The sequence below is a fragment of the Helcobacillus sp. ACRRO genome (assembly GCF_022347125.1).
GTDB classification, from domain to species: Bacteria; Actinomycetota; Actinomycetes; order Actinomycetales; family Dermabacteraceae; genus Helcobacillus; species Helcobacillus massiliensis.
Map to the genome: position 1 here is coordinate 1 of NZ_JAKRNG010000030.1, position 12,719 is coordinate 12,719.

Sequence of the window (12,719 nt, forward strand, 5' to 3'; positions counted from 1 at the left end):
TCTGGGCGGCGATGAAGCCGAGGATCACGCCGAGGATGAGGCCGGCGATGACCTGATAGCCGAAGGGGATGCCGGCGACGGCGCCGAAGGCGCGGCGGACGGGGCCGGGGCGGCCCGGCGGGTTCTGGGGGCCTCCGGGCGCGGGGGCGCTCTCGGTGCGGGGATCGGTGCTGGTGCTCATGGCACCCACTGTAGGCGCCACCGCCCCACCGCGCGATAACGCCAGCTTATGTGTGACGAATCAGGCGCTTATGCCAGGGTTTCGAACCCCGTCTCCTCCAGCAGCGTCGCCCCGAGCCCCAGCATGACCAGACCCGCCATGACGGAGGTGACGCGGGTCAGGCGAGGCCGGGGAGGCCGCCGGATCCCACCCGTCGCACATGCGATCTGCCTAGGCTCAGTCCATGGGACTCATTCGCTTCATCCTCAACCTGATCTGGCTCGTCACCGCTGGCGTGCCCCTGTTCATCGCCTACATCGTGTTCGGTGTCCTCGCGTGCCTGCCGATCGTGACGATCCCGTTCGGCGTGGCGTCGTTCCGCCTCGCCGGCTTCGTGCTGTGGCCGTTCGGCCGCGAGGCAGTGGACACCGGGCACGCGTCGGCCCTGAGCGGTCTCGGCAACATCATCTGGTTCCTGGTGGCGGGCCTATGGCTCGCGATCGCGCACGTCACCACGGCGCTGGCGCAGGCCATCACCATCATCGGCCTGCCGCTGGCGTGGGCGAACATCAAGCTGATCCCGGTGACGTGCTTCCCCTTCGGAAAGACCGTGGTCAGCACCTCTGACTCCCGCGCCGCGATGCTGCCGACCGCCCGCCGCTGACGGCGCGCAGCTCCGCCTCCCCGGGGCGCGACGGGGCCCGGGCACTGGCTCGGACTGGGCTGCGCCGGGCCCCACAGGTATGCCGTTCTGCTGAAGTTCGGTCAGCTCTGTCCGTTCACTCCCACCGGAGGGCCGACAGGTCCACCCCATGCGCCTGCGCACTCGCTTCGTCGCTACCCGGCTCCACGCCGTGCGCGAGCGCGCCTGCGAGATCGGCCTCGAGCTGGTCGGTGCCGGCCTTCGCGGCGGCCCAGTCATCCGCGGTCATGGCGTCGGCACGCTTCTGCGAGACGGCCCAGTCATCCGTGCCGCCCCAGCGGTCCTCCGCTTCAGCTGCGTAGACGGGAAACTGGGCGTCGCCGAGGATCTGGGCGCGCTGCTCAACACTCAGCGGTGACCGGTCCCCCCGTCTGGTGGCCGACGCGGCGTCTCCTGCCGCGTCGGCGCCGGTCGCAGCGCCGCCGGTGCGGGTGTTCGTGGTCTTGTCGGTGGTCATGGCGTCCTCCATCAGGGCGTCGAGTGCGGCGACCATCCCTTCCAGCTGCTGCAGCCTGTTCTCCAGCAGCCGGCGCTGTTCGCGCAGGTGGTCGATGGCGCGAGTGCTCGGATCCGCGATCACCTCGGCGATCCGCTTCAGCGGCATACCGGTGGCGCGGTAGATCAGCACCTGCTGGATCCGTTCGCAGTCCTCCGGGGAGAACTGCCGGTACCCGGACCAGGTGCGGCCGCTCGGAGAGATCAGCCCGATCTCCTCCCAGTGATGCAGGGTCCGCACCGTCACCCGGAAGAGGTCGGCGACCTCCCCTACGGAGCGGTCGCGAGCCGGCTGATCCGTGCCGAGCCGCTGCTGATCTGTGTTGTCATCTCGTGCCATGGCTCCACCGTTCCGCCTCACGCCGCGTCAGGGTCAAGCGCACTGTCAGAACTGCGCTCGAGCACCGGCCGCCGCTTCGTCACAGGCCTGCGCTCCAGCACCGCCTCTGCCCGCGCTTCGCCCCGCAATCCGGGATCGAGGCGCGCAACACGGGCCGCATTCCGCTCGCGCGGCGGCTGCAGCGAGGGGAACCTCTTGCCGAGCTTCGCGCCGGTGACCGGGTGAATGCCCTCGCCCAGCAGTCGGGCCAGGTGATCCTCGGTCACCGTGTCGCCCTCCGCCAACGCGCGGGTGAGCCCGTCGTCGAGACTCAGCAGTCCGGTACCGACCCACGTTCCGGGCGGGCTCCCGGTCTCGGTCTAATACCGGGTCAGCGGGCTGCTCATCACCCGGTCGCCGTCACCAACGACGACCGATTTCAACAGGTACTCGTACCCCTTGCCGGACGACATGACCCGGATCGTCATCACCACGACGGCCCCTCCCCGAGACCGTCACGGGAGGGGCGATCTCGGGGGTCAGGTGCGCGCGCAGGGCGCGGCCCGCACTCTTAGTGCCAGACGTGTGGGGAAATAGCGGGCTCTCGGGCCAGTCACGGCTGCCAAGGCCTGAGGTGAATGATTCGCCGAAGCAGACCTAAAGTTCGGCGCATCGTATTGTGATGTTTGGTACTCTCATCGCGTGACGGTTTCAGTTCTTTCAGCGAGTAGTCAGAACTACCTCAAGGCGGTGTGGAGCCTTGGGGAGTGGTCTGACGAGCCAGTAACAGCGTCGACCGTAGCTGCGAGGACGGGGGTGAAGCTGTCGACGGCGTCGGATGCGATCAGGAAGCTGACCGATCAGGGCTTGCTGGAGCACACCCCGTATGGCGCGGTGACGTTGACCGAGGCAGGGCGGACGCACGCGGTGGCGATGGTGCGTCGACACCGACTGATCGAGGCGTTCCTGGTGGAGGTGCTTGGGTACCGATGGGATCAAGTGCACGATGAGGCGGAGACGCTGGAGCACGCGGTCTCGGACTTCATGATCGACCGGATCGATGAACATCTCGGGCATCCTGACCGCGACCCTCATGGCGATCCGATCCCCGGCGCGGACGGTACTGTCTCCAGGCCCGATGCGGTGTTGTTAACGGGGCTGGACGCAGGGCGGCAGGTTCGTGTCGAGCGGATCTCGGACAAGGACTCGCAGCTGCTGCAGTTCTTCGCGGATCACGGTATCGGGTACGGGACTGTGCTGGAGACTCGGGCTGCCGCCCCCTATTCGGACACCATCGAGGTGGTGACCGAGGAGGGCGGGAGACCGTTGCCGTTGGGCCGGTCGGCTACCGACGCGGTGTGGGTGACGCCGGTCTCGTAGCCGCCAGCGCGTGCGCGTTGGAGGTGTGGCAATCGCCGCGATGTGTTCGGCGCTGCCCAGTCCGATGCTCGCCGGACCACATGGTGTGGTCAGGGTAATGACGCCGATGGCTTGGTCGAGGCCGCTGATCTGCACCACTGCGTGAGGGATGAGTCCGAGCTTATGGAACCGTTCGAGGATGCTGGTATCGCGGTCATCGACGCGAGTCACCCGGACGGTCATTGGCGCGGCGAAGCTGCTGAGTGGACGGTCATTGATCCTCGTGATGTTCCCCTGCTCGTCCGGGATGGGGTGCCCATACGGGTCTGCGTCCGGCGCTCCCGCGGTGAGGTGCATCCGTTCGGCCAGCTCGTCGTTGAGAGCAGGGCTGAGAGTTGCGGCTTCCTCGCCGATGTTCGGCCACGGCCAGGAGAGCACTTTGTGGAGGAACGCGCGCGCAATGCGCTCCTGACGGATCGCGACGACCGCAACCCTGCATCCAGGACGGGTGAGGGTGATGGGGCCGTAGCGCTCGTGGGTTATCAGACCTGTCGAGGTGAGGGATTGGACGGCTTGGGAGACGGTCGCTGGTGACTTGCGGAGGTGTTCCGTGAGTGTGGTGACGCCCACGCGGGCCAGTCCGCGTTCTTCCAGGCGCCAGATCGTCTTGAGGTACTGCGTCGCCGTCGTCTCACGCATGCGCTTCCCTCCCGCCCCGGCCCCGGTCAGGCGGGTGCTACCACCCGGGGGCGCCGCCTCTCCCGTTGCCGCGCACGCTGCGCCAGCCGGGTGGCGGCGAGCACGATCACGAAGACGAGCCCGTAGAACACGGCCATCCCGGCGCTGGTGGCGGCATTGAACACATAGGCGATCCAGAACCCCGCGAGAGCACCCGCGACGGCGATGACAGCGGTGAGGGCGATCATGACCGGCAGGGACCGGCTGAGCAGGTACGCAGTGGCAGGCGGGACGATCATGAGCGCGATGACGAGGATCGCCCCCGCGGCGTTGAACGCTGCGGTGACGGTGAGCGAGACCAGGAACATGAACGCGGTGTTCACCAAGCCGGTGCGAATGCCGAGGCTGGTGGCGAACTGCGCGTCGAAGGTGGTGACCTTGAGCTTGGAGTAGAACGCGCCGAGGAACACGATGTTCAGGGCGAGCACGCCCAGCATCACATACAGATAGGACGGGCCCCACGAGGTGCCGCCGATAATGAGCTGCTCCCACGCGGCGAGGTTGAGGTCTCCGACGAGCACGGCGTGAGTGTCGAGGTGGACGTTGGCGAAGTTCAGACTGACGAGGATCACGCCGGCACTGAACAGGGCGGGGAAGATGAGCCCCTGTGGGGCGTCTCCGGTGAGCAGACCCGTGCGGGTGAGCCATTCACTGCCGAGCATGACGATGAGGCCGGCGAGTGCAGCTCCGATGATGAGGAGGGGCGAGTCGAGGTTGTGGGTGAAAAAGTAACCGACGACGATCCCGGGAAGCGCCGCGTGGCTGATCGCGTCGACCAGCATCGAGTTCTTCCGCAGCACCACGAAAGTGCCCGGCAGTGCGCAGGCCAGGGCCGTGACGACGGCGAGGAGGGTCGTGCCGACGACGAAGCTCATCGGGCGGCTCCTTCCATGACGAGTTCGCGTTTCAGAGCGGATCGCGCCCGCGCCCGGGTGACAATCCGGGTGATGATGCTGCGCCGCGGCGAGAACAGCAGCGAGAACAGGAAGATCGCGAACAGGGTGAGCACGATCAACGGCCCGGTGGGCACCTTGCCGAGCACGATCGACAGGTAGGCGCCGACGCCGCTGCCCAGCGCGCCGAACACGGCCGACAAGGCCACCATGCCGGGCAGAGTGCGCGTCCACTGGCGGGCGGCGGCGGGCGGGGTGACGACGAACGCGACCATGAGAACGAGACCGACGGCCTTCACCCCGATCACAGTGGCGATCACGATCGTGGTGAACATGAGCATGTCGATAGTGCGCGCTCGGAAGCCGAGCACGGTGGAGTGGTCGGGATCGAAGGTGCGCAGCGCGAACTCCTTCCAGAACACCAGCATCAATACCAGCGCGAGCGACCCGACGATGATGCTGGTGGTCAGATCGGCGATGGTGATGACAGAGGCGTTGCCGAAGAGATAGTCCTGGATGCCACCCTTGCCGGGGAAGACGCCGTTGGCGATGATCCGCATGAGCAGCATCCCCGCGCCGAAGAAGATCGTCAGCGCCACAGCCATCGCGGTGTCGATGCGGATCTTCGAGGTGCGGGTCACGCCGTTGGCGAACAGCACCGCGATCGTGCCGACGACGACCGCTCCGATGATGAGCCCGATCATGTTGCGCCCGTCGACGCCGAGGACGACCACGGCGGTGAGGAAGGCCAGCAGGGTGCCGGGGAGGGCCGCGTGGGAGCTGACATCGCTGATAAGGGACTGCTTGCGCAGATACGCGAAGCTCCCGAGCGCGCCGGCGACCAGGCCGATCGTCATCGTGCCGAAGAACACCATCCGGTAGGTGTGGTTATCGAAGAACTCGATCAGGCTCATGACGCGAACTCGAGGAAGGTGTCATCGTCCGCGGTGACCTCGTAGGCGGTGCGGATGTTCTCCTTGGTGAACGCCTCGTCGGCGGGACCGGAGGCGACGATGCGGCGGTTCAGCAGAGTGACGTGGTCGCAGTAGTCGCGCACGGTCGCCAGGTCGTGGTGCACGATCACGACGGTCTTGCCCTGCTCCCTGAGCGCGTGCAGCACGGTGACGATGGCCTGCTGGCTCTTCGCGTCGATGCCCTGGAACGGCTCGTCCATGAAGTACAGCTCGGGAGCCTGCACGAGGGTGCGGGCGAGGAACACGCGCTGGCGCTGTCCGCCGGAGAGCTCTCCGATCTGCCGGGAGGCAAGGTCGGGGATCCCGGTCTGTTCCAGTGCTGCGATCGCGCGGGCGCGCTCGGCTTTGCCGGGGCGGCGGACCCAGCCGAGCGTGCCGTAGGTGCCCATCGTGACCACGTCGAGAACGGTGGTCGGGAAGTCCCAGTCCACACTCGTGGACTGCGGCATGTACCCGACCGCACGCCGCACCCGCGCCAAGGGCTGCCCGAAGAACTCCGAGGTCCCGGTGAGCGGCTTCACGAGCCCGAGCATCGCTTTGATCAGCGTGGACTTGCCGGCCCCGTTCGGTCCGACGATCCCCATCACCACTCCCTGCGGCACACGGAAGTCCACGCCGCGCAGCACCGGCTCGGCCCGGTACGCCACCGAGAGGTTCTCGGTGGCGCAGGCGAGCGCGGCGTTCGGATCGATGGCGGCAGAGCGGTCCGTCACGGGTGCGGTCACAGTCACTCCGTTCCCAGGGCTTCGGCGACGGCCTGGGCGTTGTGGGTGAACACGCCGAGGTAGGTGTCCACGCCGGGGTCGGCGCCGAGGGAGTCGGCGTAGAGCTCCTGATCGGAGATCTCGACCTCCCAGCCGCGCGCGCGAACGGCTTCGCGCAGGCTCGTGATCGCCTGCGGGTTGGCCTGGTTGTCCTGGAAGATCACCGGCACCTGGTTGTCCGCGATCAGTTTCGCGAGCTCGCTCAGCTCTTCGGCACTCAGGGCTGCCTCGGTGGAGACGAAGTCGGTGGCGTACACCTGCAGGTCGTAGGTGTCGCCGAAGTAGTTGAACGCGTCGTGCCCGGTGATCAGGATGCGAGGTTCGGGGACGCTCGCCAGCAGCTCCTCGGCCGCGGCGGCAGCGGCCTCGATCTCGCCGATGTACGCTTCGGCATTGGCCTGGTACTCGTCGGCGTTCTCGGGGTCGATCTCGCCGAGCTTGTCGGCGATGTAACCGACCACGAGGGACCATGCCTCGGGACTGTTCCACACGTGCGGGTCATGCAGCGGGTTGCCTTCGTCGTCAGTCTCCGGCCACGCCAGCAACAGATCTTCGGGGAGCGCGTCGCCGACGGCGAGCTGCTTATCGCCGAGGCTTTCGAGCTGGTCGATCATCTGCGCTTCCAGGTGCAACCCGTTCCACAGCACCACGTCGGAGTTCTGGATCGTCTCGATGTCCTTGGTGGACGGCTGGTAGGTGTGCGGGTCGCCGCCAGGGCCGACCATCGTGGTGACCTCCGCGTCGGGGGCGATGTTCGCGACCGCGTCGGCAAGGTACCCGGTCGTCGCGTACACGGTCAGCGCGTCCGCGCCTGCCTCTCCGCCTTCCTGCGGGATGGCGGAGCACCCCGTGATTAGGAGCAGGGCGGCGGCCACTGCTCCCCGGCGGGTCATCAGTCTTGAACGCGCATGCATACGACGCCTTTCTCTCGGTGGGTAGAACATGATTGTTTGGCTAGCCGTAGTTCTTCGAGCATAGTGGGGATTCCCAGCTTTTCGCCAACCCGAATGATCAGGCGAGGTGCGCGAGCATCAACGACGGTCGAGGCTCGCAGTGATCCGCGCGTGAATATCGCGGATGGCGTGGGGCAGGCCGGGGAACTGGGCAAGATGCTCGTCACGGTGTGTCATCTCCTGGTGCCACCGGGTGGTGTCGATGCTCAGGAGTCGGTCGAGGTCGTCCTGTTCCTCGGCCGTGCGGTCGGAGATGAACCTTCCGGTCCAGTCCCGCCAGCCCTCAGTGTCTGCGGGTGGGCGGGGTGTCTTCCCCCTCCCACCACACTTCGCCGGTGCGGGCGTTGTGGGCGACGTTGGTGAAGATCGTGCCGGAACCGGGACGGATCGCATCGATGGCGGCGGGGTTGGTGGTCTCGTTGGTGTCCTTGGCGACACCGAAGACGCCGTTCTCGGGGTTCATGCCGTACAGGCGTCCGTCGTTGCCGACCCAGAGCCAGGCGATGTCGTCGCCGTAGAACTCGACCCGGTACCGGTCGCCGAGCGCGTCAGGAGACAGGGTCATGGCGAGGTTCGTCTTGCCCGACGCGGAGGGGAACCCGCCGCACACGTGGTGAGTGCGTCCGGTGTGGGTGTCCACGATGCCGAGGAGCATGAACTGCTCGGCGAGGAACCGGCCTGACCGCCAACCGTCGTAGGAGGCCTGGCGGAGGGCGTGGGCGATCTTCCCGAGCAGGGCGTTGCCGCCGTAGGCGGAACCATAGTGGACGGTCGTCGGTGAGCTGCACCCCGGCCGCATAGTCGGCGAGCGGCGAGCCGGGCGGCGCCATGAGGTATGGGATGACGTACATGGTCTTCCCCGCCGATGCGCCGCGCATCCGCTCGCGGAGAGTCGTTACGACTTCTTCGCGGCGGGCCGCCAGTTGTTGTAGATGCCACGGTCGGACTCGCGGGCGGTGGCGACGACGGTGCGCTCTTCCGAACGCGCGGTGTCCTTGACGTGGGACCTCGCGTAGCAGCGGCCTTCGCCCGCTCGGAGCAGTTCACCGGCGTCCAGTGCCTCCGCGATGAGTCGTTGGTCGTCGTCGGCGCCGACGACCTGCACCCGTTCCGGGGTGGTGATGGTTGCCCACTCCTGCACGAACTCGCGTATAGCTCGATTGCTCACTCCGGCATCGTCCAAGACGGTGTCGATGACGGCGCTCATGCGATCCTCGTTCCGGCAGTGGCGCCCGGGGCGAGCGCGTGGACCTCTTGGAGGTGGATGAGGACGGCTGCGGCCGGGGGCTTCACGCCGCGCTCGGCGGCGAAGGCGCCCCGCTGGTGCGGTGGGTATTCGAGCAGTACGCAACCGGCGAGAACACCGTCGTCAGCCTGCTCACCGAGGCCACAGCGCGCGGACTCACCACCGTACCCACCCCGAAGCGCCCGTCTGGGCCGGTGGGCCGTTCCACGTTCTTCAAGTTGCTGCGCAACCCGTACTACATCGGCATCGTCCGCTACAAAGGAGCCGAGCAGTCCGGCACCCACGAGCCGCTGGTCGATGTCGAGACCTGGCAGCAAGTCCAACGGCTACTCGACTCCCGCAAGATCGCGGACGAGCGCCGCCGCACGCACAACCACTACCTGAAAGGCACCCTGTTCTGCGGCCAGTGCGGGTCACGGATGCAACTGGACTATCCAGCCAACAAGCAAGGCGTGCGCTACGCCTACTACGTCTGCTCCGGTCGAACCTCCAAACGAAAGCACTGCACCCGACGGGCCGTGCCCGTCGGAATCGCCGAGCAGCTGGTCGCGGACTGCTACCGAGACATCGCGATCACCGAGTCCGAATACGCTTCGCTCGCCGCGCCGGCCTTGCTGACATCGACCGGCGACTGGCCAACGAGCACGACCAGCGCGAAGGCACCCGCAAACACCTCAGCACAGCGCTCAGCCTGCTCGTTGACTGCGCGACCCTGTACGCGCGCACCAACGATCAAGGCAAGCGACTGGCTAACCAAGCGCTCACCAACGACATCGAGATCAGCGAAGACGAAAGGGCGACGATCCGACTCGCTGAGCCGTTCGCCGCCCTCGCACCAACACCGGCTTCCACCGATGTCAGGTGTTCTAGTACGTCTGAAATTGTGGACCTAGCGGGAGGCTTGTCGAAACTTGCCCCTGCGCTGGTTCGTATGGGGCGGCTGCACCGAACGATCCGCGCCCGCGCGGCACGTGCCACCCATCGGCGAGTGGCGCCGGACAGCATGCAACGCAGAGTCACCGGCGAGGCGCTCGAAGCTGCGGTAGCGCGCTACCGCGCTGGAGAGACTCTTCGCGCGATCGCCACCGATGTCGGTCTCAGTCGTCACGGGCTGGCGGCATTGCTCCGGGAGCGAGGCGTCCGCATACGGCGGGCGACCCCTTCCGCTGCAGAGGTCCGCGACATGGTTCAGCGTTATGCGAACGGAGAGTCGCTCGAACGTGTTGGTGAGCGCCAGGGGTTCTCAGCGGGCACAGTTCGGAATCATCTGATCGCTGCGGGGGTGGCTTTGCGTGACCCCCAGGGGCGTGACAGATAAAGACGCCGCGGCCGGGCAGTCCCCATTGGGTAGACCATGCCGTCGCACGTCTACAGGTAGAGGAGGGTGTCGGCGACTGCCTCTGGCAGGCGTTCGATGGCGCCGGAGCGTTCGCTCAGGGTGCGCAGGTTCCACCACGTTCGGGCGCGGACCTCTTCGGGTGTCTTGTTCCAGATCTGGCTGAGCAGGTGTTCGATGCGCTCTGTGTCGGCAGGTTTGCGGGCCCGGATCTTGCGAGTCGGGAAGTCTGTCTCGCACAGGACTCGTTCCGGGGGCAGTTGCCTGATCTGGTCCTCGGACATCGCGGCGTTGACCGAGAAGTACGCGTCGGTCTCAATCGCGCCAGCGATGTCGGTGGAATCACCGTTGAACCAATGCAGGATCGCACCGCGCATGCCGGCGGCCTGGAGGTGTTCGACGACCTCGGTTGCGAGGCCGTTGCTGTGGATGGAGACGAGTACCGGTTCGCTGCGGACGATGCTCAGTACGTCCTTGAAGATCGAACGCTGGCGTACCAGGTCGCCGCCTCGGCGGTCGAGACCGATTTCCCCGACCAGGGCGAACGAGCCGAGCAGAGCGGTGAAATGTTCGGGGTCCCATGCCTCGCGCGCTGTCGCTAGGCCGGGGTGGACGCCGATCCCCCAAACGAGCGCTGGATCTCGCCGGTTCTTGACTTTGCGGGCTTCGTCCAGGCTCCGGGTCATGGCGAACACGACGGATTGTCCGAGGGCCGCGATCTGTGTCGGTGTGACGTCCGGCGCGATGTGGGCGTGGGCGTCTAGTGCGGGGAGAGCAGACCTGCTCATATCAGGGTCACCTTTCCAAGTTCGGCGAGACCTCGGCGGGCGAGGTCGCTGATTTCGTCCAGGTCGGCGTCTGGGGGCCAGGTTCCTGCGTCGATCACGTCGTCGTCGATGCCGCGAGTTGTTGCGTACGAGATGGCGGCGCGGTCGCTGTAGCGCCGTTCAAGGAGTTCGAGCCGCGCGTTTCCAGTGAGTCCGTCGGACAGGTAGCTGGTCGAGTCGTTGACCCCCGCCGCGATGAATGCACCCCTGCGAGTGACGCATGCGTAGCAGAGGCCACAGTTGAGGGTCGAGTTTCCGCCCTTGATCCGAGCGCCGTCGAGTTTGCTACAGGACACCGTGAGCCCAGCGATGCGGTCCCAACCACCCGGTGGGTGGCTATCAGCGACCAGCCGCATCTCCTCCCCCTTAGTGAAAGTGGCGAAGGGATTAGTCACGGCGAGTGACAGGTTAAGGCTCTGCAGGAGCAGGTTGACCCGATAGAAGGTCTCGGGGTGGGTAGAACGAGTCGAGAGCGCGCCGGCCCGGTTGGGGTGTAGGGGGAGATTGAGACTGGTGAATCCGTTCTCCGGCACGAAGAGCTTGGAGGCGCCACGGCTGGTGGCAACGGCGGTTCCGAGCGCGAGGAAGAGCAACGAGCGGCTGCGGCTGGAGCTTTCCTTCTTGTCGGCGACTTGGGTGAACTCGATCTGCGTGTACGAGGGCGGTGGAGTGTGGGCTTCCTCCAGCCAGCTGTGAACGGTGTTTTGGGCTCGACGGACAGCGGTGGCGGTGTCGTAGTGACCCACGAACAGCGGCTCCTCGTCCAGAGTGGCGAGCAGGTGCAACGCTCCAAGATATGAGTCGAGCCCTCCGCTGAGCAGCGCGACAGAGTCCGCGCCACCAGAGGGTCCTGCGATCGGGTCATTCGGGGTGGTGGGGTCCTGGACGAGCTGGAGTTCCCAGGTGTCGCCTGTGAGCCAGAAAAGTAGCTGAGCGAGTTGGTCGATCGCCTCGCCCTCCCACGGCTCGGGATCGGCGACCTCTACCGTGAGATGAAGTCGCCGAGTGAAGGCGCTGGGTCTGCCAGAGAGTCGGTCGACGAGGTAGGCGCCGCCCGCGATGCGGACCAGATCGATCGCCTGCGTCGGGACTGGGCCCAGCGAGGGCAACCACCAGCCGACAGCGCTTCTTACGGTGTCCGTCCCACCGGCCATGGTGGGCCACCGAAGATGGTGACGATCCGCCGGGGGCTGGTTGGTGGAGGCCTCACCAGAGACATAGAAGTGTGTGAGCGGCATGTTGTCGCTTACCTCGCTCTCAGAACACGAACGGCTCGTTGGGCAAGGTCAGCGGCCGCCTGGTGAAGGGCGTTCGCTGAGAGCGCGGGGCTGGCGTCGATGTCGAGAGAACGAACCTTCGCGTCGATCCAACCGCGCAGCATGCGCTCGCGCACTACTGCTTCGTTGCCGTCAAGTGTTCCGTTGATGATTTGGTCTTGGAGTTCGACAAGTCCCAGCTGGAAGATGTACGCGCTGACGAAGCCTTTGATTGCCTCGGTGGCGGTCGGGGGCTCGCCTTCGGTCCTCACGATCTTCTTGACCTGTTCCGTGGCCGCTTGGCGGATGGCTCGGTCATCGGGGTGTCCGTCGTCGCCGATCATGAGGGTGACGAGTCTGCTGATGCGAGCGCGAGGGCTGAGGGAGTCGAACTCGGCGAGTGACAGGCCGTAGTCAGCCAGCCGCTGGGCGTCGCGGTTCCGCAGCGCGTAGGCCGCACCGATCGTCGCGCCACCGCGTGAGGCTCCACCAATCACCTGCCGAGTGGACCGGCTCCCGGACCGCCCGGCGCCTGCGGATCCCCCGCCTGTTCCTCCTGCGCCTGCTGCACCTCCTGCACCGGCGCCGCGGCGGCCGGGAACACGTGGGCGCGGAATTGTCGGTACGACGTTGCCTCTGGTGGCTGGATCGTCGCGCCAGAGGGCATTGATAAGTGCTTGCCCTACTCGGTCGAGG

General features: G+C 66.5%; 15 protein-coding genes and 2 pseudogenes. 4 read left to right on the plus strand and 13 right to left on the minus strand.

From position 1 onward, the window contains the following. The coding region (locus tag MHY20_RS09810; protein ID WP_239376503.1) for a hypothetical protein at window positions 1-181 on the minus strand (181 nt) is incomplete at its 3' end. A gap of 223 nt (window positions 182-404) precedes the next feature. Here MHY20_RS09810 and MHY20_RS09815 point away from each other — a divergent pair. Then, window positions 405-824, plus strand: a complete 420-nt coding sequence (locus tag MHY20_RS09815) for a YccF domain-containing protein (protein WP_239376504.1) — start codon at window positions 405-407, stop codon at window positions 822-824. 115 nt (window positions 825-939) lie between these two features. Here MHY20_RS09815 and MHY20_RS09820 read toward each other — a convergent pair whose 3' ends face one another. Both MHY20_RS09820 and MHY20_RS09825 read right to left on the minus strand, forming a co-directional pair. Next, window positions 940-1,698 carry a MerR family transcriptional regulator gene (locus MHY20_RS09820; RefSeq protein WP_239376505.1) on the minus strand — a complete coding sequence of 253 codons (759 nt, stop codon included), beginning with the start codon at window positions 1,696-1,698 and terminating at the stop codon, window positions 940-942. 17 nt (window positions 1,699-1,715) lie between these two features. Continuing rightward, window positions 1,716-2,042 (minus strand): annotated as a pseudogene (locus tag MHY20_RS09825) (relaxase domain-containing protein); the annotation flags it as partial. Between the two features lie 337 nt (window positions 2,043-2,379). Between MHY20_RS09825 and MHY20_RS09830 the strand changes: the two are divergent. Both MHY20_RS09830 and MHY20_RS09835 read left to right on the plus strand, forming a co-directional pair. Continuing rightward, entirely contained in the window at window positions 2,380-3,057 is a 678-nt protein-coding gene (locus MHY20_RS09830) for a metal-dependent transcriptional regulator (protein ID WP_183377077.1), read from the plus strand. Between the two features lie 111 nt (window positions 3,058-3,168). Then, window positions 3,169-3,630, plus strand: a complete 462-nt coding sequence (locus tag MHY20_RS09835) for a hypothetical protein (protein ID WP_239376506.1) — start codon at window positions 3,169-3,171, stop codon at window positions 3,628-3,630. A gap of 131 nt (window positions 3,631-3,761) precedes the next feature. On the opposite strand, the gene MHY20_RS09840 is transcribed toward MHY20_RS09835, so the two are convergent. From MHY20_RS09840 to MHY20_RS09870, 7 genes and pseudogenes are all read right to left on the minus strand, one after another. Beyond that, window positions 3,762-4,649, minus strand: a complete 888-nt coding sequence (locus MHY20_RS09840) for a metal ABC transporter permease (protein WP_239376507.1) — start codon at window positions 4,647-4,649, stop codon at window positions 3,762-3,764. After that, entirely contained in the window at window positions 4,646-5,581 is a 936-nt protein-coding gene (locus tag MHY20_RS09845; protein ID WP_239376508.1) for a metal ABC transporter permease, read from the minus strand. The genes MHY20_RS09840 and MHY20_RS09845 overlap by 4 nt, the downstream gene beginning before the upstream one ends. After that, window positions 5,578-6,366 (minus strand): metal ABC transporter ATP-binding protein, encoded by a 789-nt coding sequence (locus tag MHY20_RS09850; protein WP_239376509.1) that lies wholly within the window; start codon window positions 6,364-6,366, stop codon window positions 5,578-5,580. The genes MHY20_RS09845 and MHY20_RS09850 overlap by 4 nt, the downstream gene beginning before the upstream one ends. Window positions 6,367-6,368: 2 nt before the next feature. Continuing rightward, on the minus strand, window positions 6,369-7,280 hold the full coding sequence (locus MHY20_RS09855) for a metal ABC transporter substrate-binding protein (protein ID WP_239376510.1): 912 nt from the start codon (window positions 7,278-7,280) through the stop codon (window positions 6,369-6,371). Window positions 7,281-7,641: 361 nt separating this feature from the next. After that, the gene (locus MHY20_RS09860; protein ID WP_239376511.1) at window positions 7,642-8,157 is read right to left on the minus strand and encodes a phosphoenolpyruvate carboxykinase domain-containing protein; all 516 of its coding nucleotides are present in this window, start codon (window positions 8,155-8,157) and stop codon (window positions 7,642-7,644) included. A gap of 31 nt (window positions 8,158-8,188) precedes the next feature. Then, window positions 8,189-8,236, minus strand: a pseudogene (locus tag MHY20_RS09865) (hypothetical protein); the annotation flags it as partial. 17 nt (window positions 8,237-8,253) lie between these two features. Beyond that, the gene (locus MHY20_RS09870) at window positions 8,254-8,565 is read right to left on the minus strand and encodes a hypothetical protein (RefSeq protein WP_239376512.1); all 312 of its coding nucleotides are present in this window, start codon (window positions 8,563-8,565) and stop codon (window positions 8,254-8,256) included. Between the two features lie 38 nt (window positions 8,566-8,603). On the opposite strand from MHY20_RS09870, the gene MHY20_RS09875 reads away from it, so the two are divergent. Further along, window positions 8,604-9,497 carry a recombinase family protein gene (locus MHY20_RS09875; protein ID WP_239376513.1) on the plus strand — a complete coding sequence of 298 codons (894 nt, stop codon included), beginning with the start codon at window positions 8,604-8,606 and terminating at the stop codon, window positions 9,495-9,497. A gap of 475 nt (window positions 9,498-9,972) precedes the next feature. Here MHY20_RS09875 and MHY20_RS09880 read toward each other — a convergent pair whose 3' ends face one another. From MHY20_RS09880 to MHY20_RS09890, 3 genes are read right to left on the minus strand one after another with little or no spacing between them, the layout of a single operon-like run. Next, window positions 9,973-10,728, minus strand: coding sequence for a TatD family hydrolase (locus MHY20_RS09880; RefSeq protein WP_041102998.1), 756 nt, complete (start codon window positions 10,726-10,728; stop codon window positions 9,973-9,975). Beyond that, a complete protein-coding gene (locus tag MHY20_RS09885; RefSeq protein ID WP_239376514.1) occupies window positions 10,725-12,005 on the minus strand; it encodes a queuosine biosynthesis protein queC in 1,281 nt (426 codons plus the stop codon). The genes MHY20_RS09880 and MHY20_RS09885 overlap by 4 nt, the downstream gene beginning before the upstream one ends. An 8-nt stretch (window positions 12,006-12,013) precedes the next feature. Beyond that, window positions 12,014-12,520 (minus strand): hypothetical protein, encoded by a 507-nt coding sequence (locus MHY20_RS09890; RefSeq protein WP_101967810.1) that lies wholly within the window; start codon window positions 12,518-12,520, stop codon window positions 12,014-12,016. Window positions 12,521-12,719 lie beyond the last annotated feature (199 nt).